Annotated in this window: 23 protein-coding genes; 16 read left to right on the top strand and 7 right to left on the bottom strand. The window is 58.6% G+C overall.

Translation table 11 applies throughout. The annotated features are described in order from the left end of the window. Positions 1-71: 71 nt before the first annotated feature. The 3 genes from M0D64_RS27790 to M0D64_RS27800 form a co-directional block, all read right to left on the bottom strand. Positions 72-845, bottom strand: a complete 774-nt coding sequence (locus M0D64_RS27790; RefSeq protein WP_266260069.1) for an alpha/beta fold hydrolase — start codon at positions 843-845, stop codon at positions 72-74. 133 nt (positions 846-978) lie between these two features. Beyond that, entirely contained in the window at positions 979-1,593 is a 615-nt protein-coding gene (locus tag M0D64_RS27795) for a hypothetical protein (protein ID WP_266260071.1), read from the bottom strand. A 166-nt stretch (positions 1,594-1,759) separates the two neighbouring features. Then, positions 1,760-2,065 (bottom strand): putative quinol monooxygenase, encoded by a 306-nt coding sequence (locus tag M0D64_RS27800; protein ID WP_266260072.1) that lies wholly within the window; start codon positions 2,063-2,065, stop codon positions 1,760-1,762. 108 nt (positions 2,066-2,173) lie between these two features. Here M0D64_RS27800 and M0D64_RS27805 point away from each other — a divergent pair, with 108 nt between their 5' ends. Then, entirely contained in the window at positions 2,174-3,133 is a 960-nt protein-coding gene (locus M0D64_RS27805; protein ID WP_266260073.1) for a GlxA family transcriptional regulator, read from the top strand. Between the two features lie 22 nt (positions 3,134-3,155). On the opposite strand, the gene M0D64_RS27810 is transcribed toward M0D64_RS27805, so the two are convergent. Then, entirely contained in the window at positions 3,156-3,935 is a 780-nt protein-coding gene (locus tag M0D64_RS27810; RefSeq protein ID WP_266260074.1) for an alpha/beta fold hydrolase, read from the bottom strand. Between the two features lie 112 nt (positions 3,936-4,047). After that, positions 4,048-4,680, bottom strand: a complete 633-nt coding sequence (locus tag M0D64_RS27815) for an FMN-dependent NADH-azoreductase (protein WP_266260075.1) — start codon at positions 4,678-4,680, stop codon at positions 4,048-4,050. Positions 4,681-4,796: 116 nt separating this feature from the next. Here M0D64_RS27815 and M0D64_RS27820 point away from each other — a divergent pair, with 116 nt between their 5' ends. The 7 genes from M0D64_RS27820 (at position 4,797) to M0D64_RS27850 (ending at position 11,854) form a co-directional block, all read left to right on the top strand. Continuing rightward, complete coding sequence (locus M0D64_RS27820; protein WP_266260076.1) at positions 4,797-5,648, top strand: LysR family transcriptional regulator; 852 nt, start codon at positions 4,797-4,799, stop codon at positions 5,646-5,648. A 232-nt stretch (positions 5,649-5,880) separates the two neighbouring features. Continuing rightward, positions 5,881-6,591 (top strand): SDR family NAD(P)-dependent oxidoreductase, encoded by a 711-nt coding sequence (locus M0D64_RS27825; RefSeq protein ID WP_266260077.1) that lies wholly within the window; start codon positions 5,881-5,883, stop codon positions 6,589-6,591. Between the two features lie 60 nt (positions 6,592-6,651). Continuing rightward, complete coding sequence (locus M0D64_RS27830) at positions 6,652-7,077, top strand: organic hydroperoxide resistance protein (protein WP_266260078.1); 426 nt, start codon at positions 6,652-6,654, stop codon at positions 7,075-7,077. Between the two features lie 210 nt (positions 7,078-7,287). Then, positions 7,288-7,917: a TetR/AcrR family transcriptional regulator gene (locus M0D64_RS27835; RefSeq protein WP_266260079.1), complete on the top strand. Its 630-nt coding sequence runs from the start codon at positions 7,288-7,290 to the stop codon at positions 7,915-7,917. Between the two features lie 86 nt (positions 7,918-8,003). Then, positions 8,004-9,668: a GMC family oxidoreductase gene (locus M0D64_RS27840; RefSeq protein WP_266260080.1), complete on the top strand. Its 1,665-nt coding sequence runs from the start codon at positions 8,004-8,006 to the stop codon at positions 9,666-9,668. Positions 9,669-9,691: 23 nt separating this feature from the next. Beyond that, the gene (locus tag M0D64_RS27845) at positions 9,692-10,948 is read left to right on the top strand and encodes a CaiB/BaiF CoA-transferase family protein (protein ID WP_266260081.1); all 1,257 of its coding nucleotides are present in this window, start codon (positions 9,692-9,694) and stop codon (positions 10,946-10,948) included. A 30-nt stretch (positions 10,949-10,978) separates the two neighbouring features. Beyond that, a complete protein-coding gene (locus tag M0D64_RS27850; RefSeq protein ID WP_266260082.1) occupies positions 10,979-11,854 on the top strand; it encodes an enoyl-CoA hydratase-related protein in 876 nt (291 codons plus the stop codon). 42 nt (positions 11,855-11,896) lie between these two features. On the opposite strand, the gene M0D64_RS27855 is transcribed toward M0D64_RS27850, so the two are convergent. Continuing rightward, the gene (locus tag M0D64_RS27855; RefSeq protein ID WP_266260083.1) at positions 11,897-12,808 is read right to left on the bottom strand and encodes a LysR family transcriptional regulator; all 912 of its coding nucleotides are present in this window, start codon (positions 12,806-12,808) and stop codon (positions 11,897-11,899) included. Positions 12,809-13,015: 207 nt separating this feature from the next. On the opposite strand from M0D64_RS27855, the gene M0D64_RS27860 reads away from it, so the two are divergent. Beyond that, positions 13,016-13,777 (top strand): carboxymuconolactone decarboxylase family protein, encoded by a 762-nt coding sequence (locus tag M0D64_RS27860; protein ID WP_266260085.1) that lies wholly within the window; start codon positions 13,016-13,018, stop codon positions 13,775-13,777. 200 nt (positions 13,778-13,977) lie between these two features. Here the strand turns inward: M0D64_RS27860 and M0D64_RS27865 are convergent, their stop codons facing one another. Next, positions 13,978-14,355: a nuclear transport factor 2 family protein gene (locus tag M0D64_RS27865; protein WP_266260087.1), complete on the bottom strand. Its 378-nt coding sequence runs from the start codon at positions 14,353-14,355 to the stop codon at positions 13,978-13,980. A 312-nt stretch (positions 14,356-14,667) separates the two neighbouring features. Here M0D64_RS27865 and M0D64_RS27870 point away from each other — a divergent pair, with 312 nt between their 5' ends. From M0D64_RS27870 to M0D64_RS27900, 7 genes are all read left to right on the top strand, one after another. Beyond that, positions 14,668-14,904: a 4-oxalocrotonate tautomerase family protein gene (locus M0D64_RS27870; RefSeq protein WP_266260088.1), complete on the top strand. Its 237-nt coding sequence runs from the start codon at positions 14,668-14,670 to the stop codon at positions 14,902-14,904. Positions 14,905-14,921: 17 nt separating this feature from the next. After that, on the top strand, positions 14,922-16,067 hold the full coding sequence (locus M0D64_RS27875; protein WP_266260089.1) for an HPP family protein: 1,146 nt from the start codon (positions 14,922-14,924) through the stop codon (positions 16,065-16,067). Positions 16,068-16,336: 269 nt separating this feature from the next. Further along, positions 16,337-17,299, top strand: a complete 963-nt coding sequence (locus M0D64_RS27880; protein WP_266260156.1) for a LysR family transcriptional regulator — start codon at positions 16,337-16,339, stop codon at positions 17,297-17,299. A 116-nt stretch (positions 17,300-17,415) separates the two neighbouring features. After that, complete coding sequence (locus M0D64_RS27885; RefSeq protein WP_266260090.1) at positions 17,416-19,122, top strand: FAD-dependent oxidoreductase; 1,707 nt, start codon at positions 17,416-17,418, stop codon at positions 19,120-19,122. A 182-nt stretch (positions 19,123-19,304) separates the two neighbouring features. Continuing rightward, a complete protein-coding gene (locus M0D64_RS27890) occupies positions 19,305-20,330 on the top strand; it encodes a D-cysteine desulfhydrase family protein (RefSeq protein WP_266260091.1) in 1,026 nt (341 codons plus the stop codon). A gap of 180 nt (positions 20,331-20,510) precedes the next feature. Then, on the top strand, positions 20,511-21,395 hold the full coding sequence (locus M0D64_RS27895; protein ID WP_266260092.1) for a LysR substrate-binding domain-containing protein: 885 nt from the start codon (positions 20,511-20,513) through the stop codon (positions 21,393-21,395). 109 nt (positions 21,396-21,504) lie between these two features. Beyond that, a complete protein-coding gene (locus tag M0D64_RS27900) occupies positions 21,505-21,927 on the top strand; it encodes a VOC family protein (protein WP_266260094.1) in 423 nt (140 codons plus the stop codon). Positions 21,928-21,977 lie beyond the last annotated feature (50 nt).

The raw sequence follows: 21,977 nt of genomic DNA on the forward strand, positions 1-21,977 counted from the left end.
GACAGGAAGAGCGCCAACGCGCTGCCTTTCCAGTTACGGGCATACGTACCGCCTGGGGGAAGAGCAACGGCTTACTCGCCAGATTTCTGTGCAGCCTGTTCGATCATTGCGGCGACTTCCCGCGGATGGGATTCAAACACCGCATGGCTCGCGCCGTTGATTTCGACCGTGGTCGCGTGAGCACGCGATGCATACATGCGTTCGAGTTCCGGATTGATGATCTTGTCGGCTTTCGCGACCATGTACCAGCTCGGCTTTGTCTTCCACGCCGGATCGGAAACCTGCGCTGAGAACTCGGATGCCGCAAGCGGTATCTGCGCATTCGCTTCGAACTCGGCTTGCGCACGGGGCAGGTCGGGCGCGAACTGCAACGGATAGTCGGCCGGTTTCAGATAAACAAAATGATCCGACGTGCCGACGATGGACAGCGGACCACCCGGGTACTTCTTGCCGTTCTCACCGATGGTTTCACCGGCGTCGAGCGCATGCGCGGCGATGTAGACCAGCGACTTAACGTGCTCGTCGTTTCCGGCTTCACTAATGATCGCGCCGGCATAGCTGTGGCCGACAAGTACGCACGGACCGTCAAGGCTATCGAGCACGCGCTTCGTGGCGGTCACGTCGTCGTTAAACGACGTCAGCGGTTGTTGCACCAGTGTCACGTGGTAGCCGTCCTTCGTCAGAATGTTATAGACGGGACGCCAGCCCGCAGCATCGGCGAATGCGCCATGGACCACGACGATGTTCCTGACCGGTGCGGCAAAAGCGGGCGAAGCGGCAGTGGTAAGCAGGCAGAGTGCAGCCGCCGCTTGCGCGGCAGCGGATCGTAACGTCGGAAAACGCATGTGAGTCCTTGAGTAGTAGGAACTCAACAATCGGTTAGGATTGTTGAGTGAATGGAAAAGAAGACCGCAATGCACTTGCAGAAAATGGCGCCGCTCACCGCCATGACCGGCCGCTATGGGCCGGCATCAGGCCTTAGAACGCTGGCACCACGCCGTCTTTTTCGACGAACAGCACGTGCGCGTCATAAACGCCGCTCGCACCCGGTGTCACCACGGCGAAAACTTTCTTCCCCGCCGTCAGATCTGTCTTGCTCACCGGAACCGGCGTCACGACCGGCACGTTTTCCGGTACGGTTACCGTGCTGCTGCCGCCCTTGTATGACAGATTCAGTTCACGGCCGCTGGTGCCGGTGACAACCGACACCACGTTTGCATTCGTCATCGTGCTATTGGGACCGAAGTCATACGCGAAATGCCCTTCGGCCGTACCGCGTGCCGCTTCAGGAAAAACGATCATCGAAGTGGCCGTCAGTTTTCCATCGCTGCCCGTGATCGCCGGCGTCCCCACGTACGAACCGACTTTGGCGTCGGAAAGCTTGGCGGCCTTGAAAGCCGATACCCCGACGTCCGGCTTGACATCGATCGACACGGTGTCGCCGCTGTTCCGGTGCACGGTCAGAATCTCGCCTTTGAACGACACGATATCGCCACGAATCCGTTCCGGTTTGACGTCAGGCGCTTGCGCAAAAGACGCGCTCGAAAGCGCAAGGGTGGCGAATAATGCAGCTAGTTTGTAATGAATCGACACGAGTTACTCCATCTATGTGAATGCGATTGAATCGGAGCGCCAGACGCTGGCAGACGCCACGCTTGCCGGAAACAATCTTGCATGGGACCGGAGCGCTCTGCGTGGGACCGGAGTAAGTGCTGAAGCACTAACTCCGGTCGACATGCGCTGCCAAGGCGCAAACGACTCACGCCAGTTGATTCTTCATGCCCAGGACGTCGATCGATTCGATCGACGGGGGGCTTGCCAGCATCTCGTCGGCGTGTGCCAACAGGGCAGCGGCAATACTTCCATGCAGGTGCGCCTGGCGATCCTCTTCACTTGCAAAAGCGTCGAAGATGCCAAACGTTGTTGGCGATAGCTTGAGAGCGAACCAGATCGGCGTAGTCGCTTCCTGGCCCGCCATTTCAAGACCAGCGGCGAGGAAGTCTGCTACCGTCTGCTCCTTCCCCGGTTTGGCTTCAAGTCGGACAAACAAGGCATTCCTGATCATCTTCGTTCTCCAGTATTCGCATGAGGGGCTCTGCGGTGAACGACACTGTACAAACAGAGTGCGACGGGGAATACTGTCTGAATCGACAATATTGGTATCAATTCCGCCATGCGAATTTTTGTCCTCGCACTCGAAGGGGTGTTCGACACCGGCCTCACCACCGTGCTCGATGGCTTGACCATGGCCAACAGCCTTGCGCGGTCCACGGGAATGGCCACCGCGGGCTTCGACATCACCGTGATGGGAGTGCGTCCCGAGGTGCGTACCTCGCTTGGGATGCAAGTGCCTGTTCACGATGTGACCGACCTGCCTGCCCCGGATTGGGTCGTCGTACCGGCGCTCAACCGCACGACGGCTGAGGATCTCGTGCCTGCGCTCGGCCGGAACGACGTGATCGATGCGCTAGATACCTTGCGCTCGTGGCGCAGTGGCGGCGCCCGCATTGCAGCCGCCTGTACGGGTACCTTCGTGCTGGCTGAAAGCGGCTTGCTCGACGGTGGCGAAGCCACGACCACCTGGTGGCTCTCGCCGCTGTTCCGGCAGCGCTACCCGAAGGTGCACCTGGACGCGCATCGCATCGTCGTTCCCAGCGGCAACGTGCTAACGGCAGGGGCTGCGCTAAGCCATCTCGACCTTGCACTCTGGTTGATCCGCAACAATAGCCCTGAGCTTGCGGCACTCGTGGCCCGCTACCTCGTATTCGATTCGCGGCTGTCGCAGTCCGCCTATGCGATCTCCGATCACCTCTCTCATTCCGATCCACTCGTCGAGCGATTCGATCGCTGGGTGCGGGAACACCTCGACACGGCAATCGCGCTGGACGTCGTCGCCGATGCATTGGCGACCAGTACGCGGACCTTGACGCGACGTTTGAACGCCGTGCTCGGTAAAACGCCGGTCGAGTACATTCAGGACCTGCGGATCGAGCGCGCCGTCCAGTTGCTCAGAACCAGCAAGCTCACCGTTGATCGCATTGCCGAGCAGGTCGGCTATGCGGATGGCGTCACGTTGCGAACGTTGCTGCGGCGGCGGATAGGCAAGGGCGTACGTGAGTTGCGGGGGTCCTGAGCCGCCGTGGCCCGATTCGCTGCTACTTCGCCTGACGTGCGGCCGAGATGATCGCGGCAGCGACCTCCTGAGGTTTCGATAGCATCGGTACGTGACTTGCATCGACATCCACGGTCGTAGCGCCGATCTGTTTCGCGAGTTTCATCTGGAAGCTTGTAGGGACGATCTGGTCCTTCGTCGAGACAACATACCAGGACGGCTTGTCATGCCATGCCGCGTGACCAATCTTTTCGTCGAGACAGCCCGAATACCACGGCCCTTGCGTCGCAGCGAGCACAAGCGCCTGCGCGTGGGAAACATCGGGCGCGAAATTTTCGGCCATCGCCTTATCGGACAGCGTCAGGAAACCCGCAGCGTCCTTGTGCAGTTCGGGCAGCCATACAGGCGCCGGCAGCCCTTTCTGAATGTCGTTGGCCGATTGTCCATTGTCGGGCGCAAACGCTGCGACGTAGACGAGCGCTTTGACCTTATCGTTGTTACCCGCCGCCGTGATCACGGACCCGGCCCACGAATGGCCAACCAGCACCACCGGACCGTTTTGACGGTCAATCGCGCGGGTCGCAGCCGAAACGTCATCGCCCAGTGACGTCAGTGGGTTTTGCACGGACGTCACGTGCAGGCCTTTTGCTTCGAGGAGAGGTATCACCTTGTTCCAGCTCGATCCGTCCGCGAAAGCGCCATGTACCAGCACAACGTTCTTGCCCGCGAGATCAGGATCGGACGCGGCCTGTGCAGTGGCGGCGGATAGCAGACCACCGGCTATGGCGAGTGACAACAACCCTTTCTTGAGCAGCGTAGTCAAAATAGTGCCTCGTAAAAAAACAGGAATGGAGGCGGCGTCACGTGGTCGGGTATCACATTGATTCATGAAAAGTGATGCACCACGTGCGCCGCGCAATATTTCGTTTGCCGAATCAAATTGCCTGTGCGAGCGTCACTGCCTGCTCGCGTGCCGCCTGCCTTGCCGCGTGATCGAGTTCGGGGCCAAGGAGTGTTTTCTCGACCACAATCGATTTGACGTCGGTCACGCCGACGGATCGCAACCACGCTTCCATGAACGGCCGCTGAAAATCGAATGAATGGGCGGGCGTGCTCGAGCCCACTGAATAGTCGAGGCCACGTGCATAAATGACCACCGCTTTCTTCTCCTTCAGCAGGCCCTGCAGTCCACGCTCATCGAATGAGAATAGGATGCCGCGCTGTGACACGACGTCAATAAAATGCTTGAGCTTGTACGGAATGGAAAAATTCCACAGCGGCACTGAGAACAGCAACGTATCAGCGTCGTGCAGTCGCTGCGCGAGTTCCCGTATGCTGGTCCACGCCTGCTGCTGGCCTTCGCTGAGCGGTGCGCCGCTCAGGTCCGCATATTTGGCATCGAGCGCGTCGCCGTCGAACTCCGGCATCGCGACGGACCACAGATCGAGCGCGTCGATCCGATGATCCGGATGCGTGTCGCGGTAAGCGTCCATGTACGCGCGTGCGACGTCGAGCGAAGCAGACCGCTTCTTACGCGGCGACGATTCAATATGCAGCAGGGTAGGCATGGCAATACTCCGGGTGTGTTGAGAGCCGCCATCACAACATATTTCGATTCAAAATATAAACGAAGTATCATCGCTGCATTCAGTTGCATTCGCACTGTATCGGAAGGGGCTATTCCATGTTCGATACCGTCCTGCTGCGATCTTTCGTGGCCGTGGTCCAGGAAGGCGGCTTCACGGCTGCGGCCGCCCGTCTCAATCTGACGCAGTCTGCCGTCAGTGCGCATCTGCGGCGGCTGGAAAAACAGACCGGCCGCGAGCTGCTCGCACGCACCACGCGTTCGATCACGCTCACGGCGGACGGCGAGCTGCTGCTGGGTTACGCGCGTGCCATCCTCGCGCTCAACCGTGACGCACGGGCACAGATGCTTCGCGGACCCAGCGAGGGCGCAATCCGGGTCGGTATCTCCGACGACCTCGCCAACGTCAGGCTGATGAATGTCATGCATGCGTTCGCGGTTCGCTACCCGCGCATCGCGTTCACTGTCAGGGTCGGCATTCCTGCCGAACTGCTGCACGCGATGGATCAGGCCGAACTCGACATGGTGATCGGCGGCCGCTGCGAGGGTGGCCGTTCTGGACGGGTTCTCTGGCGCGAGCCACTCGTGTGGGCAGGCGCCGAGTGGGCGTCGCTCACGCCTGGCGTTCCAGTGCCGCTCGCGCTATTGCCGGAGCCGTGCCCGTATCGTGAAGTGGCATTGGCCGCACTCGCCCGGGCTGGCCGCGACTACCGGATCGCGCTGGTGTGCTCGAGCGGCGCCGGTCTGTGCGCCGCAGCGCAGGCCGGCTTTGCGGTGACGCCAGTCGTGCAGACGCAACTCGTGCACGGCTTGCGCGTGATTCCGCCGGATGCCGGCTTGCCTTCGCTGCCGGATGTCGAGTTCACGATTTTCACTGCGGCGGGTGGAGCCGCACCGGTCGCCGATGAACTGGGCAACGCCATCGTGCTCGCATTCGCGAACAGAGGGTGACGCAGGGCGAGCGGCGCGCGCAAGGCGCGCTGCCAAAGCCAGGAAATGAAACCGTCGTGCGGCCCGTGCCGGGCCATCCATCCCCGAACCTCGATTCGATTTGTTCCGCCCACGCAAAATAGTTTGTCCATAGCGGGTGTTTGCTCAGCGCGTGAATACACCTAGATTAGGCACCTATCGGAGCCACCGGCCCGGTGGGCAAGAAAGCCCAATCCAATATTCGAGGTATTCCATGAACACATCGCAAAAGGTCGTAGTTGTTACTGGCGCATCGCAAGGCATTGGTGCCGAGACCGTCAAAGCATTCCGCAAGCTTGATTACCGCATCGTCGCAACGGCACGCAGCATCAAGCCGTCCGAAGATCCCAACATCGTGACAGTGGCGGGTGACATCGCTGATCCGGCGACGGCGCGTCGCGTAATTGCCGAGGGCGTGGCACGCTTCGGCCGCATCGACACGCTGATCAACAACGCCGGTGTCTTCATCGCCAAGCCGTTCACCGGTTATACGTCTGAAGACTACGCTTCGGTGACGGGCGTGAATCTGAACGGTTTCTTCTACATCACGCAGTTGGCGATCGCCGAGATGGAGAAGAACAACAGCGGCCACGTGGTCAGCATCACGACGACCCTGGCCGAGCATGCCATCGACGGTGTGCCGTCGGTGCTGGCGTCGCTGACTAAAGGGGGTTTGAACGCAGCCACCAAGTCACTCGCAATCGAATATGCGAAGCGCGGTATCCGCGCGAACGCGGTTGCCCCCGGCATCATCAAGTCGCCGATGCACGCCCCCGAAACGCACGGGGCACTCGGCGCACTCCATCCGATGGGCCATATGGGCGAGATGAGCGACATCGTCAACGCGATCCTGTATCTGGACTCGGCGCTGTTCGTGACGGGCGAAATTCTGCACGTCGACGGCGGTCAGAGCGCCGGGCACTAAAGCAACACGGGGGCGCTACTGGTTGCGCCCGTTATCCGATCCATCAATAAGGAGTTGACTATGTCGATCGAAAACGTTCTGTACCGTGCACACGCCGAGGTGACCGGAGGCCGCGAAGGCCGCGCCGTGGCGCCGGAAGGCGGACTTGACCTGAAGCTGACAAGGCCGAAGGGATTGGGCGGGAAGGGCGAAAAAGGCACCAACCCTGAAGAGCTTTTTGCTGCCGGTTACAGCGCATGTTTTATCGGTGCAATGCAATTCGTTGCTGCGCGCGACAAAATCGCTATCCCTGCTGATGTGTCGATCAACGGAATCGTCGGTATCGGTCCCATTCCCAATGGCTTCGGCATCGAAGTCGAGTTGAAGATTTCGTTGCCGGGCATGACGCGCGAAGCGGCTCAGGACTTCATCAACAGGGCTCATGTTGTGTGTCCCTATTCGAACGCAACGCGCAACAACATCGACGTGACGCTGACGCTCGTCTAAGGCGCAATCCGGTTCGAGCGGTTGCAGGTCGCCATGTGATTGGCGACCTGCAGGACCGTTCCAGTCTCGTGAAAATCTCGCCTCACCGTTTCGTACGATGTGAGCGTTCTGGCGCGGACAGCAGGGCTTGTTCCACTGCGAGTTGCGCAATCTGTAACAACGCGGCACTTCATGTTGAATTTTGTAGACGGGCGGTCTAATATCGGCTGTATGGACATGCATAGAGTTCCGCGCCGTAGAGGGCGCCCACCGAAGGACCTTGCTGGTCATAGCGAAACCAGGGAAATTCTCGTGCGCGCGGGCGTTGCTGCGCTCACGGAAAAAGGTTTTTCTGCCACGGGTATCGACGAGATCTTGCGCAGCGTGAACGTGCCAAAGGGTTCGTTCTATCACTACTTCGGAAGCAAGGAAGAGTTTGGCCTCGAATTGATCGACCGCTACGCTGCCTATTTCGCGAGAAAGCTCAACTGGTTTTTCACGGACAAATCGAAATCACCGCTGCAGCGCTTCCACGATTTTGTCGCGGATGCGGAGGCAGGGATGAAACGCTACAACTTTCGACGTGGATGTCTGGTCGGCAATCTCGGGCAGGAAATGGCGGTTCTTCCGGAGAGTCATTGCGTACGGCTGCGCGAGGTTTTCGCCGATTGGGAAGCTCGCACGGCAAGGTGCCTGATGGACGCGAAGGCGGCGGGCGAGATCGCGGAAGGCGCCGATTGTTCGAAACTTGCGGCGTTCTTCTGGATCGGGTGGGAAGGCGCAGTATTGAGGGCAAGGCTCGAAGGCGGCCCTGAAGCATTGCACATTTTCGCGGACGGTTTTTTCGTTGGACTGGGTTAGCGTCATTTTTTTCTATTTTAATAGACGATCGGTCTAATTTATGCCGGCAGCGTTGGAAAACGCTCGCGTGGGTAAATGGGATGCAAATGGAAAGTACGACATTTGACTTTATTGTTATTGGCGCCGGTTCCGCCGGCAGCCTGCTCGCGAATCGTCTGAGTGCTGACAAGACCCGGAATGTTCTTCTGGTCGAAGCGGGCGGTAGCGACGACTACATGTGGATTCATATCCCCGTCGGCTATTTGTATTGCATCGACAATCCGCGCACGGACTGGCAATTCCGCACCGAGCCGGACAAAGGACTCAATGGCCGGCAGATTCTTTATCCGCGTGGCAAAACGTTGGGCGGGTGCTCCAGTATCAACGGGATGATCTACATGCGCGGCCAGGCTCGCGACTACGACCATTGGGCCGACCTGACTGACAACCCGGAATGGACGTGGAATAACTCATTGAAGGACTTCAAGGCTCACGAAGACTTCTACAAGCTCGATCCGAGCCAGCACGAACTGCTGAACGCCAATGCCGAAGCGATTGCAAAGACTCACGGAAGCGGCGGCGAGTGGCGTGTCGAAAAGCAGCGCCTCCGGTGGGAGATTCTTGATGCGTTTGCCGAAGCGGCGGAGCAGGCCGGCATTCCGATCATCGACGATTTCAACAAGGGTGACAATTTCGGCGTGAGCTACTTCAATGTCACGCAGAAAAACGGCTGGCGCTGGAATACGTCAAAGGCTTTCCTGCGTCCGATCAAACACCGCTCGAATCTCACGACGTGGACTAACGCCCACGTGAAGAAGCTCAACATCGAACGCGACACCAACGGTGCGCTGCGTTGCACCGGTGCGGAAATCGTTCGCAATGGCGAGCTTGTGTCGGTGAATGTCACCCGCGAAGTCGTGCTTAGCGCCGGCGCGATCGGATCGCCGCACATTCTGCAGCACTCGGGGATTGGTTCGGCATCCCTATTGAAAAAGCACGGCATCAATATTGTTCAACACACGCCTGGTGTCGGCGAAAACTTGCAGGATCACCTGCAGATTCGCGCGGTCTACAAGGTTGAAAACTGCGACACGTTGAACGTTCTTGCCTCGAATATGCTCGGCAAGGCGAAGATCGGCCTTGAATATGCGCTGCACCGATCCGGCCCGATGAGCATGGCGCCCTCCCAGCTCGGGGCCTTTGCCAGAAGCGATCCGTCAAGGAAGCACGCCAACATCGAGTATCACGTGCAGCCGTTGAGTCTCGACGCTTTCGGGCAGCCGCTGCACACGTTTCCGGCGTTCACTGCAAGTGTCGCCAATGTGAACCCCACGAGCCGGGGCACGGTGCACATCAAGAGCGGCAACTTTGAGGATGCACCGGCCATTGCTCCGAACTACCTCAGTACGGAAGACGATCGGAAAGTCGCAGTAGATGGCCTTCGCCTGACGCGACGCATCGCGAGCCAGGCGGCGCTCGCGAAATACCGGCCGCAGGAGTATAAGCCGGGCGCGCAATACGAGTCCGACGCCGAACTCATGAAGCTGGCCGGGGACATCGCCACCACGATCTTCCATCCCGTCGGTACGATTCGGATGGGCACGCTCGCGGATCCGAATGTTGTTGTCGACAGCCATCTGCGCGTGCGCGGCGTTGCGGGACTTCGTGTGGTGGACGCGAGCGTGATGCCCACGATCACCAGCGGCAATACGAGCTGCCCGACGATGATGATCGCCGAGAAAGCTTCGCACTGGATTCAGGAAGGCGTTTGACCTTATTCAACCAGGAACTGGCTATGGCTGAGAACAAACCCGGGGTGAAGAAGCGCTTGCCCCTCGAAGGAATAACGGTTGTCGATTTTTCGCGTGTGCTGTCCGGACCGTATTGCGCGATGACGCTGGCTGACCTCGGGGCACGCGTCATCAAGATCGAGCGTGTGGGCACGGGAGACGATACGCGCGCGTTCGGTCCGTTCGTCGACAACGAGTCGGCGTACTTCATGTGCTTCAACCGCGGAAAGGAAAGCATTGCGCTCGACTTCAAGTCTCCGCGTGATCGCGAACTTCTCGAGCGCCTGCTGGATAAGGCGGACGTGGTGGTCGAGAACTTCCGGCCCGGCGTGATGGAGCGGCTCGGCTACGGCCCCGAGCAATTGGCAAGGACGCATCCGCACATTGTCTATGCCTCGATTTCGGGCTTTGGCCACACCGGCCCGTTCAAGGATCTGCCGGGCTATGACACCGTCGTGCAGGCAATGGGCGGTGTCATGAGTCTGACGGGATGGCCCGACAATCAACCGGCACGTGTGGGTACGGCGTTCGGCGATCTCGGTGCCGCGCTATTTGCTGTGATAGGCATCCTGGCGGGGCTATACAAGCGCTCCAGGGACGCACAAGGCACGCACGTGGACATCGCGATGCTCGATTGCCAGGCCGCGCTGATGGAAACCGCGTTTGCCAGATTTGACGTCGAAGCAAAGGTGCCCACGAGAACTGGCGACGCGCATCCCTCGCTCGCACCGTTCGAAAGCTTTGCTGCCCAGGATGGCCGATTCATTATCGCCGCGGGCAACGATCAGCTTTTCCTGTTGATGGCAGATGCCTTGGGTGTGCCGGAAGTGGCGCTCGACCCGCTGTTCCTGACCAATGACCTCCGCGTGCAGAACCGGCCCGTCATGATCGAAACCGTTGAACGGGTGACCCGCTCCGCGCCGGTCAGTGTCTGGCTCGACAAGCTGAACGAGGCTGGCGTGCCCTGTGCGCCGATCAACACGATCGACAAGGTCATCGATCATCCGCAACTGCACGCGCGCAACATGTTCATTCATGTCCAGGGCAAGTCCGAGCGGAAAGTGAAAACAGCCGGCAATCCGGTCAAGATGAGCACCTCACCCGATGAGGATGTCACGGCAGTCAGAAAAGCGCCCGCGGTGGACGAGCATCGCGAAGCAATTCTGGCTGAGTTGATGGCTTCATCGGGTGCCTATGCGTCGCAGGCCGATGCTGAGTCAGACAAAGATCCTTTGAAGCGCTTGATAAGCCTTCCCGCATAACGCCTCACATTTGAACTGACAGGTGAATATATGTCGAACGACGTTTCAGCCGTGCGTGGCGCTTCCGCCAAACAAACCAGCGTGCAAGTGATCGACGCGAATGTCGATACTACCGGGGTCGCGTCGGAAACCGGTACGTACGAAACCATCAAGATCGATCGAAGGGAGCGCGTCGGTCTGATCACGCTCTATCGCCCGAAGAACCTGAACGCGCTCAATGTTCAGATGTCGCGCGAGGTGCTCGCAGCGCTTACAGCTTTTGACCAGGACGACGGAATTGGCGCCATCGTGATCACCGGCAATGGGCGCGCATTCGCAGCAGGGGCGGACATCGAGGAAATGGTCGATAAGTCCTTCGCCGACTGGCACGCGAAAGATCTTTTCGCCGAGTGGGACCGCATTGCGACGATTTCGAAGCCCATCATTGCGGCTGTGGGTGGTTATGCCCTCGGCGGCGGATGCGAACTTGCGATGGCGTGCGATTTCATCATTGCGGCCCATGATGCTCAATTCGGCCAGCCGGAAATCAAGCTCGGAATTCCGCCTGGCATTGGTGGTTCGCAGCGCTTGACGCGTGCGGTCGGAAAGTCGCTTGCAATGGACCTGATTCTTACCGGCAGGAATTTGCGTGCTGACGAGGCCCTCGCAGCCGGCCTCGTTGCGCGCGTAGTTCCCTCGACCGACTTGCTGCAAACTGCGCTCGAGACAGCGCACACCATTGCCGGTTACAACCTGCCTGCCGTACGGCTTGCCAAGGAGGCAGTCAATCGGGCATTCGAGACGCCGTTGAAAGAGGGTGTGCTGCACGAGCGCCGGCTTTTCCACGCCGCATTCGCGACGGAAGGCCAAAAGGAAGGCATGTACGCATTTCTTGCCAAGCGTGCTCCTGTATTCCGCCATCGATAGGCCATGCTTTTTCGTTAGTAACGAGGGAGGGCGCAAATGCCACTATGCGCCCAGTTTTTCCATCAGGAAGTCTACGAAACAGCGCACACGTGACGACAGATGCCGGCCGTGCGGATATAGCAGGATGAACGGTCGCGAACATCCGCCATACGGTTTGAGCATTTCCTTGAGCGTTCCGTCCGCCAGGTCTTTCTCTACGATGAACCGATAGGTATGGAATACGCCTGCCCCATGGCGTGCCAGGGTGACGCCGGCAAGCGCATCACCCGATGATCCATGACGTCCGTGCGTCGTGATCTCGTCGAGTTCGCCATCCCGATTGAATACCCACGGAAGGTTGCGGCCGGTGCTCGGCAACTCGAACTGGATGCAGTTGTGATTGATTAAATCGTCCGGCGTTTCCAGCTTGGCCGCTCTTCGCAGATAAGCCGGGGATGCCACGACTACCGTTTCCGCGTCCTCGAGCTTTCGGGCAATCAGACTGGAATCCCGTGGAGTACGGCCCCGGATCGCCAGATCGAAGGGGTCGTCCGCAAAGTCGATGTTGCGGTTGCTCAGGTGCGCTTCGACGGTGACCTCCGGGTAGCGCTCATGGAAGTCTGCCAACAGGGGAAGGACGCGATAGTGACCGTAGGGCGTTGGCATGCTGATTCGCAGTACACCCGCCGGCGTTGTCTGCTGCCCGGTAGCTTCCCGTTCTGCATCCACGAGATGACTTAGCGCCAGCCGACACTGCTCGAAGTACCGGCTTCCCACGTCGGTCAGCCGGATCTGCCGCGTTGTTCGGACAAACAGGCGTGCACCGAGTCGTTTCTCGAGGCGCGCCACGGCACGGCTGACGGCGGCTGGTGTGACGCTTGCCGCGTTCGCAGCTACAGTAAAACTACCCAATTCAGCCGCCAGACAGAACAGTTCGATACTGCCTACAAGGAGGTCATCAAATTGACGCTGCATGGTTTCTCTCGGAGATCGTTATCTGTCAAACAGATAGCCGTATATTTTCTCTTCGCTTGTCAGTCGCGCTAGACGGTGCGAGGGTGTGACGTTGATCATGCGACTGACTGCATGGACGACGTGATGGGTCTTCCCTGAAACATTGGGCAAGCGCGGATTGCCTTGGCGGTTAGCAGACTATGTATGCCTATCCCTAACGGAGAAGTGATGACGCTTACCACCAGACAGCAATCGATCAAGGACGAGTTCATTCGCGTGCGTAATACCTGGGCGCCGCAGTGGGAAAGTATTCTTCGCAACGATTGTGATTTCCTGCACGCCTATCTGAAACTCTCGGCGGTGCCACTGTCGCACAACCATCTTGAGGACAAGGTCAAGGAGTTCATCTACATTGCCGTCAATGCATCATCGACACACCTCTTCGCGCCCGGCGTCCAGATGCATCTGAAAGCGGCGCTGGATTTTGGCGCCACACGGGACGAACTGATGGAGGTACTCGAGCTGACCAGTACGGTCGGTATTCACGCTTCGAACGTGGCGATGCCCATCCTCGCCGAGGTGCTTCAGGAAGAAGGTCTGCGAAAGCCGGCGGGGTCTGACGATAGCCGTCGTCAAGCGTTGAAGCAGCGTTTCACCGAAGTACAGGGGTATTGGGATCCGATATGGGACGATGCGTTGGAACTCGCCCCGGATTTCTTTGAAGCGTACCTCGAGTTCTCCTCGGTTCCGTGGCAGACCGGTGTGCTCGAGCCGAAGGTCAAGGAGTTGGTGCTGTGTGCGCTCGATGTCGCCGCCACGCATCTGTACAAGCCGGGCATCAAGATCCATATGCGCAATGCATTTCGCCATGGGGCAACTGCGGAGGAAATCATCGAGACTGTCGAGATTGCCAGTGTTATCGGAATCCACGGCGCACTGATCGGGACTCCGATGCTGGACGACGCAATCGCGGCGGCGCGGGCTTCGTGAATTTGACGGAAGGTAGATCGTATTTCCTCCATCGCGGGCCGACAAATTCGGCGAAGGTCGAATGGCCGAAAAAAGGCGCACGTCCGAAAGCGTGCGCCGCGACAACAGAAGGGCAGGGTCAGGAGGAGACTCCCTTCATGCCGCAAAAGGAATAAACGCAAGCACCCGATGTGCCGTCTGCATCCTGCCGACGTTGTGCATCACGCTACCGATATGTCGTGCCACAGCTTGGCCACAATCATGAAGCACCCGTCGACATACGCCCAGTTCAGGTGATCGATGAAGACCTTGTCGTGAATGCGCAGGCGAACCTTGGTGACCGCAGTATCGGCTGACAGAAAATTTGCGGAGATCAAGGTGTCGTCACGTGCCTGGCCCTTGCTCATTGGCGACACGCGTTCCGCGATCACGCGGCGGTAGTCGGCAATCGGGACGACGGTCAGCTTTCCATCGTCTGTGTCAAACAGGCTGCAACTCGAGTGGAAGACCCGATCGAATTTTTCCAGATCGCACTCGTGCAGTGCCTGAAAGTACAGATCGACGGCTTCGACGAGCGCGGGCATTTTCTCGATAGACATACGGGCTTTCCTTTTGATTTCAGTGACTAAAAGTCCAATGCCTGGAACTGGAACGGACGCATTTCGCGAGCAAGAATATGCGACATGTGCGTCGCAAGCAACTCGTCGCCGGAATATCAGTTTTTCCAGGTGGGAAGAAGAGATCTGAAATCGGATGGGGGGCAGCTTGATGCATCGTGACCTGTGCTCACCGGGAAAGAGTGTTTGTCCACGGCGGGTATTCAAACGCGATGGCGGCGAGCCTAGGATTTGCCACACAGCAGCGCCGCTGGCCGGCGCTCCTTCGTCAATCACCGTCAAGAGTAAAAAAGCATGCCTATCGTTACGATTCAGATTACCCGCGAGGGCACCACACCCGGCGCAACTTCAGTCACGGCAGAAGAAAAGGCCCGATTGATCGAAGGCGCCAGTCATCTGCTGCTCGACGTACTAAACAAACCCCTCGACGCGACGTTTGTCGTCATCGAGGAAGTGGAAACGGAGAACTGGGGCTGGGGGGGACTGCCGGTGGCCGAGTATCGCAGGCAGCGGGGAATCAAACCGGACTGAGAGCCCGGCGAAATCTCATGATCGACTGGCTTAACCGCTTTATTCCATCACCCATTTCGGTAAGCTGGTCCGAACGCATTCGTTCGTGCGTAGGCGCGCTGATCGGCATTACGATCACCGGCATAACCATGCGCAGCTTCAATCAGAGCAGCGTATTGGTGCCATTCCTGGTCGCGCCTATGGGTGCGTCGGCAGTCCTGCTCTTCGCCGTGCCGGCAAGTCCGATTGCTCAGCCGTGGTCGTTCGTTGGCGGCAATCTGATTTCCGCCACGATTGGCGTGACCTGTTCCCACGTTATTTCTGACCCGGTGCTCGCGGCAGCTGCTGCAATCGCGTTTGCGCTATGCGCGATGTTCGCGTTTAGATGCGTGCATCCTCCGTCTGGCGCCGTCGCGCTCACGGCCGTATTGGGAGGGGCTAACGTTCACGCGCTCGGATATCGCTTCGTGCTCGCGCCGATCGCTGTGCAATCTTTGATCTTGCTAGTGTGTGCGATTGCCTACCACGCGCTCACCGGACACCGTTATCCTCATACCAGGCACGACAGCAATGCCATAAACGACCCCGGCGAGTCGCACGGAGGGATCTCCCACGTCGAGCTGGAGTCCGCCTTACGTCGCCGCGGAGAACTCCTCGATATCGGCACCGATGATCTTGCCTCGCTATTGCAGGAAGTGCAGATGCTGGCTTACGCTCGCAGTTTCAGCGAGCTGACATGTGGCGACGTCATGTCGCGTCCGGTCATCCACATACCAACCCGGACCTCGCTGAAAGCCGCGCGTGACATTTTACTTGGACATAGCATTAAAGCGCTGCCGGTAACCGATGAATCCGATCGGGTCATTGGGATTGTTACGCGGGCGGATGTTCGCGGATGTGAAGGAATCGCCAGCATTGCTGAAGCCTGCGATCGGTGTCTCGAGCACTGGACTGTTCGCAACGAGGAGACGTTAGTCGATAGTTTGATGACAACGGCGCCGGAGACTGTCGAAGCGGGGACATTATTGATAACGGTTGTGCCGATGTTTGCGAAGCACGGACATCACCACATACCCGTTGTTGACTCCCATGGCCGGCTCGTCGGGATGATGACCCAGGCCGATGTTGTTTCTGGTCTCTATCAGCACAGTCACGCGTTCGCTGACATTCAACGCGCGGCATGACCTGGGGCGACGTCTCATGGCTATCTACTTTTACGATACCCCTATCGCGACAAACCGCCTATGCGTTCTGGAAACATTGCTAAGCTGTTCTCCTACGTGATACGTCAACAACCTGAACGTACGAACGCCGCCATTGGGTCCGTCGGACTTTCGATGGGACCATCCGCGATGATGGCAGCCGCCGGATTTTTGCATCCGCGACAGTCCCGGTCACGGGGGATGTCCGCTTTGTGAATCTATCAGCGAGGTAGGAGATGGACCAGCTATACATGTTGCGGACGTTTGTTGCAGTCGTACAGCATCGAAGCTTTAGCAAGGCTGCCGCGTCATTGGGCGTGACCACCGGCTCGATCTCCAAGGCCATTACGAGACTCGAAGCGAGTATCCAGACGCGGGTCCTGTATAGAACAACCCGAACTGTCTCAGTGACAGACGCGGCACAGTCGTACTATCTGAGTTGCTGCCGTCTCCTCGAAGAACTTGACGAAGCAAATCGCCGCATTGCGAAGGAGCGTGAAATCGACAGCGGAAGATTGCGACTCGTCGTGCACCCGATGCTGGTGAGCAAAACCCTCTCGCGACTTGTGTTGGACTATCACACTATCGCCCCGAACGTGAACCTCATGATTTCCGTTCAGGAAGAAGCGGTGAATCTGTATGACGGCCATTTCGACATGGCGATTCTCCCACCTCATCTCGTCGAGCAGTCCGCGGTCATTCGCCGGACGTTATCCACGTCGCCGCACATATTCGTTGCCGCGCCGGCCTATCTCGATCAATGCGGTACACCCGAGACCGCTTCGCATTTGGCCACGCATTTCCTTCTGGTGGACCCCGCATCGAGGCAGAAGGGCACGAATTTCATCGATCTGCTGGAAAACGGGAAAAGTGTGAGTGTGCTTCCCTTGTCGTCCATGGACGGCAACGAAGTGCTGCTTCGGGCGGCGGCGCTGACGGGGACCGGCATCGCGAGCTTACCTGAAGCGATGGTTCGGGAAGACATTGCCACAGGACATCTCACGCACATCTTGCCCCAGTGCTCCACGTCGGAAAGTGGTGTCGAGATATGCCTTTTTTACTCGCACCGTGAACTGCTTCCTGCAAGACTCAGGAATTTCGTCAATTTCTGCACCGAGTTTTTTCGCTCGGTTTCCCGGAATATCCCCAATGAGATCGCGACGATTTCACAACCCCTGGGCCGCAATGCAGAGCGCACGCTAACAACGGTCTGAGATCAGCGCGCAGCCTGCCTTCAGGCGTGACTGTGACCATGAGTTCAAATTTAAACGATGACGAAAATGCTCCGTTGCCTCATCGCGAGCCCTCAACGGATGGCAAGGACACTCCCATGACATTGAAAGGCGGTGTATCAGAGGGCCGTGTCACGCCTGAAGACTACAAAACCGTCGAGGCAGCGCAGCGCACCCAGATTGAACGACGCCGGTATCAGATGTATCCCCGTTTGACGGAAGCGCGGATAGCCAAAGCGGCTCGCTTCGGGACGACGGAACATTGGAAGGCCGGCGACGTTATGTTTCGCGCTGGCGAGCAGAGCGAAGGCATGAGAATCCTGACGCGTGGAACGGTCCATCTGATCGTGCGAAACGGGTTCGGCCAGTCCCACCTTTTTCGGGAGGTTAGCGAGGGGCACTTTCTCGGCGAGACGGCAACGCTCAGCGGAAAACCCTATCTCGTCGATGCGATTGCCATCTCTGACGTCGACGCGTTCCTCATCTCGCCCGAGCAACTCCGGTCGCTTCTGATCGCCGAAGCTCAGCTCGGCTCGGAGATCATGCGCGCGTTCATTCTCCGACGCGTCGGATTGATTCAGGACGGTAGTGGTCCGATCCTGCTCGGATCTTCAACCGATCCGAGACTCATCGTCCTCGCGGATATGCTACGACGCACTAATCATCCGCATCGGATTCTTGATCCGGTCACGGAACGCGAGGCTCGCGATTTCCTTTCGAAAACGCAGTACGTAGAAGGGCAGATGCCGCTGGCCGTGCTGGTTGATGGCGCTATCCTGCACAATCCCGATGAAACGCTCCTCGCGTCAAAGCTGGGTCTCCTTTGCGGCTTCGATGAAGCTGACACATACGATGTCGTCATTGTTGGCGCCGGTCCAGCCGGACTTGCAGCAGCCGTATACGCCGCGTCAGAAGGACTATCCGTGCTGGTTTTCGATTCAAAGGGGTTTGGCGGACAGGCCGGTGCAAGCACAAGGATCGAAAATTATTTCGGGTTTCCAACCGGCATCTCCGGTCACGTTCTCGTGAGCCGCGCATTTGAGCAGGCCGTTAAATTCGGGGCGGAAATAGTCATACCTACTGAAGTGGCAAAACTGCACTGCGCTGAATCGCCCTTGAAGGTCGAACTCCGCGACGGGCGGTGCGCGCGAGCGAAGACGGTTGTTATAGCATCCGGCGCCGCCTATCGCCGCCCGCAGATCAAGGGTCTCGATCAGCGTGGGATTCATGGCGTCAACTATTGGGCGTCGTCGATCGAAGGGCGCCTCTGTCAAGGCTCGGAAATCGTGCTTGTGGGAGGGGGAAATTCCGCTGGACAGGCGATCGCCTTCCTGGCGAGCTATGCCGCACACGTACATGTACTCATTCGACGCGAGAGCTTGCGCGACACCATGTCGAGATATTTGATCGATCGCGTGAGTTCGATCGGCAACGTGACGATTCATAGCAATGCTGTCATCGAGTCTGTCGTGTCTGACGAGGACGGTCTGACGGAGGTTCATTTTTGCTCGGCTGGGAGTCGCACGCGAATCCCGACCCGCCACCTCTTCCTTTTTACCGGCGCTGAACCGGCCACTGGCTGGTTACGTGGCTGTGGCGTGGAGGTTGATGACAAAGGTTTCGTCATAACCGGACGCGCGGGTTCAACGGAGTCGGCGCTCGCCCGCTTCGCCTTCCAGACGAGTGTACCAGGTGTTTTTGCAGTCGGCGACGTGCGCTCGACGTCGATCAAACGCGTCGCCTCCGCCGTCGGGGAGGGGGCTGCCGTAGTGTCCGAAGTCCATGCGCTATTGGCGGCCGAATAGCAAACGCGAGCAATGGCTCGGCAATCTGGTGCAGGCGCGCTGCGTGACCGAAATAAAGTCATCCCGGACAGGATGCGTTTGATAATCTTCACTTGATCCCGGTCTGCGAATTCGAATTCAGGAGAGGCAACGTCGACCATCCCAATCCGGGCGAACGATCAGCCAACTTGTGGAGCGATTAAATGACATTGCGAGTACCCGACCTTTCCCGGTTTTCCAAAGCGCAATTGCGCGACGGACCTTCACCGATTCTGGCGCTTCCCAGATTGGGCCAGCACCTGGGCGGGGCAGAAATCTATGTCAAACGGGAGGACGTTGACGGTCTTGGAGGCGGAGGTAACAAGCTGCGCAAACTCGAGTTTCTGATCGGTGAGGCGCAGGCGGCCGGCGCTGATACGATCATCACGGTCGGCGGCCGGCAATCGAATCATGCCCGCTTGACGGCAGCGGCGGCCGCGCGTGTTGGAATGAAATGTGAACTGGTGCTCTCAAGGCTGGTTCCGATCGAAGACGACGACTACGTCGAAAATGGCAATGTGGTGCTGGACCGCCTCTTCGGAGCGCTCATTCATGACGTTCCAGGAAACGTTAGCGCACTGCAGGTTGCGGAAGAGCGAGCCGCAACGTTACGCGGCGAGGGACGAAAAGTTTATGTGTGTCCACTCGGTGGATCGAGCCCGGTGGGTTGTTTGGGCTACGTTTCCTGTGCACTTGAGATATTCGACCAGTCCACGAAAAGCGGCATTACGTTCGACCATATCGTTGTTGCAAATGGCAGCGGCGGCATGCAAGCGGGGCTTGTAGCCGGTGCGATCGCTGCTGGTGTGCCGCCGACAAAAGTGGTGGGATATACGGTTCTTGCACCGCTCGAAAAAGCTTATGCCACCACGTACGAGAAAGTGCAGCAAACCCTCGACCTGATCGATTCGGGCCTCACGGTTTCCGGCGCCGACGTTGTTCTCCATGGTGACCAGCTCGGGAGCGGTTACGGGTTGCCCACCAGTTCAATGCGCCGTGCGGTTACGCTTTTGGCCAGCCAGGAAGGTCTTCTGCTGGACCCGGTATATAGCGGCAAAGCGTTCGCTGGTCTGATCGAAAGCATCGAGAACGGAACATTCGGCGCGGGACAAAAAGTTCTGTTTCTCATGAGCGGAGGCACCCCTTCGTTGTTTGCCTATCGCACCACGTTCGAGCCTGCACGGCGCTGACGCATATGTGACACCCAGGAACAATTGAATTGCCACTGACTGCAATAATTTCGCGTCGAAGGTCGTCCAGAATACGAGGCATTCCGATCGCGAGCGAAACGTCATGGGCCGGCATCTGGAGGGCAGGCATTCGCGATTCGGCTAGCGCAGAAACAGACGCCTTTTTGACAGGACAGTGTTATGGATGTCGCCGATCTCAAGGCATTTGAAGCGGTCGCTCGCCACGGGAGCATGAACAGGGCGGCCGTCGAGTTGCATACTGTCCAGTCCAACGTAACGGCCAGGATCCGTTCGCTGGAAAGAGAAGTGGGTGTAGCGCTCTTTCAGCGGCATGTCCGGGGCGTGAGCATGACCCCGGCGGGTCAGCGCATGCTTCCCTACGCGGCGCGAATTGCCAAGCTCGTTGCCGACGCCCGCGTGGCGGCCATGGACGACGGGCCGCCGCGCGGTTCCCTGCTGCTGGGAACCATGGAAACCGCAGCAGCGCTGCGGCTCTCGCCGATAGTAAGCAACTTCGCGCGGATGTATCCGCAGGTCAGACTGTCGTTGACAACCGGAACCAGCCGCAGCCTCGCGGTGGATGTCGCGGAATGCCGTCTGGATGGGGCGTTCATAGCAGGTCCGCTCGACCACCCGGAGCTTCATAGCGAGACCATTTTCCGTGAAGAGCTGGTGCTGGTCACGCCTCGCACGATACTCTCGCTGGAGTCTTTGACATCGATCCCGCACCTGAAGACGATTGTGTTTCGCGTGGGGTGCTCGTATCGGCATCAGTTGGATGCGCTGCTTCTGGAGAGGGGGGTTCTCGTGACGGCGCTCGAGTTTGGCTCGCTGGACGCAATCATCGCGTGTGTCGCGGCCGGCATCGGAATCACGTTGCTGCCGCGGGGCGTAGTCGCGGCGGCGGCGCAGCAGGAAATCGTCGCGATCCATGAGATCTCGCCTGAGAAAGCAGGTGTCGAGACGCTTTTCATCCGACGGCATGACGCTTACATTTCGAGCGCCATGCGCGCTTTCGTCGAGGTCTCGCGCTCGGCGTTCGGGCCTTTGATGGCGGCGGCGTAATGGACAATGTGCGATTTTCGCAAACGCACTTCCTGCTTCCTTCGCGTGGTACATGTGAGGTTGTTTCAGAGCTAGCTAATATTGTCTGAGTTTAAAAGGAGAGATTGCGATGGCTGCTGCACCTCTAACACTTGGCATCGACCATGTCGGTTTGACGGTCCGAAATTTGAACGCCACTCGGGACTTTTTCGTCAACGCCCTGGGCTGGACGCAGGTTGGTGAAAGGCCGGCCTATCCGGCCGCTTTTGTGTCCGACGGGCACGTCATGCTGACACTGTGGGAGGTCAAGGATCTGGCGAATCGCGTGGAGTTCGACCGCAAGGCGAATGTCGGTCTACATCACCTCGCGCTGCGGGTTGGTAGTCAGGAGGCGCTCGACGCCATCTTCGCCCAGGTTTCCGCGTGGCCAGGTGTAGTGGTTGAGTTCGCACCGGAGAACCTGGGCGAAGGACCCAAGCGTCACACGATGGTGTACGAACCGGGCGGTATCAGACTCGAGTTCGACTTCGATCCACGAATTCAGCCTGCCTGAGTTGTGCTGAGCCGCGGATGAAGTGAATCCAGTAGTTCGAAGATTACCCA

It is taken from the genome of Paraburkholderia sp. WS6, assembly GCF_030464835.1.
Classification (GTDB): Bacteria; Pseudomonadota; Gammaproteobacteria; order Burkholderiales; family Burkholderiaceae; genus Paraburkholderia; species Paraburkholderia madseniana.

Bases quoted from the DNA above. Each gene is read 5' to 3' on its own strand.
- M0D64_RS27790 (WP_266260069.1), bottom strand. From the start codon at position 845: ATGCGTTTTCCGACGTTACGATCCGCTGCCGCGCAAGCGGCGGCTGCA.
- M0D64_RS27800 (WP_266260072.1), bottom strand. From the start codon at position 2,065: ATGATCAGGAATGCCTTGTTTGTCCGACTTGAAGCCAAACCGGGGAAG.
- M0D64_RS27805 (WP_266260073.1), top strand. From the start codon at position 2,174: ATGCGAATTTTTGTCCTCGCACTCGAAGGGGTGTTCGACACCGGCCTC.
- M0D64_RS27815 (WP_266260075.1), bottom strand. From the start codon at position 4,680: ATGCCTACCCTGCTGCATATTGAATCGTCGCCGCGTAAGAAGCGGTCT.
- M0D64_RS27820 (WP_266260076.1), top strand. From the start codon at position 4,797: ATGTTCGATACCGTCCTGCTGCGATCTTTCGTGGCCGTGGTCCAGGAA.
- M0D64_RS27825 (WP_266260077.1), top strand. From the start codon at position 5,881: ATGAACACATCGCAAAAGGTCGTAGTTGTTACTGGCGCATCGCAAGGC.
- M0D64_RS27830 (WP_266260078.1), top strand. From the start codon at position 6,652: ATGTCGATCGAAAACGTTCTGTACCGTGCACACGCCGAGGTGACCGGA.
- M0D64_RS27835 (WP_266260079.1), top strand. From the start codon at position 7,288: ATGGACATGCATAGAGTTCCGCGCCGTAGAGGGCGCCCACCGAAGGAC.
- M0D64_RS27840 (WP_266260080.1), top strand. From the start codon at position 8,004: ATGGAAAGTACGACATTTGACTTTATTGTTATTGGCGCCGGTTCCGCC.
- M0D64_RS27845 (WP_266260081.1), top strand. From the start codon at position 9,692: ATGGCTGAGAACAAACCCGGGGTGAAGAAGCGCTTGCCCCTCGAAGGA.
- M0D64_RS27850 (WP_266260082.1), top strand. From the start codon at position 10,979: ATGTCGAACGACGTTTCAGCCGTGCGTGGCGCTTCCGCCAAACAAACC.
- M0D64_RS27855 (WP_266260083.1), bottom strand. From the start codon at position 12,808: ATGCAGCGTCAATTTGATGACCTCCTTGTAGGCAGTATCGAACTGTTC.
- M0D64_RS27860 (WP_266260085.1), top strand. From the start codon at position 13,016: ATGACGCTTACCACCAGACAGCAATCGATCAAGGACGAGTTCATTCGC.
- M0D64_RS27865 (WP_266260087.1), bottom strand. From the start codon at position 14,355: ATGTCTATCGAGAAAATGCCCGCGCTCGTCGAAGCCGTCGATCTGTAC.
- M0D64_RS27870 (WP_266260088.1), top strand. From the start codon at position 14,668: ATGCCTATCGTTACGATTCAGATTACCCGCGAGGGCACCACACCCGGC.
- M0D64_RS27875 (WP_266260089.1), top strand. From the start codon at position 14,922: ATGATCGACTGGCTTAACCGCTTTATTCCATCACCCATTTCGGTAAGC.
- M0D64_RS27880 (WP_266260156.1), top strand. From the start codon at position 16,337: ATGTTGCGGACGTTTGTTGCAGTCGTACAGCATCGAAGCTTTAGCAAG.
- M0D64_RS27885 (WP_266260090.1), top strand. From the start codon at position 17,416: ATGACATTGAAAGGCGGTGTATCAGAGGGCCGTGTCACGCCTGAAGAC.
- M0D64_RS27890 (WP_266260091.1), top strand. From the start codon at position 19,305: ATGACATTGCGAGTACCCGACCTTTCCCGGTTTTCCAAAGCGCAATTG.
- M0D64_RS27895 (WP_266260092.1), top strand. From the start codon at position 20,511: ATGGATGTCGCCGATCTCAAGGCATTTGAAGCGGTCGCTCGCCACGGG.
- M0D64_RS27900 (WP_266260094.1), top strand. From the start codon at position 21,505: ATGGCTGCTGCACCTCTAACACTTGGCATCGACCATGTCGGTTTGACG.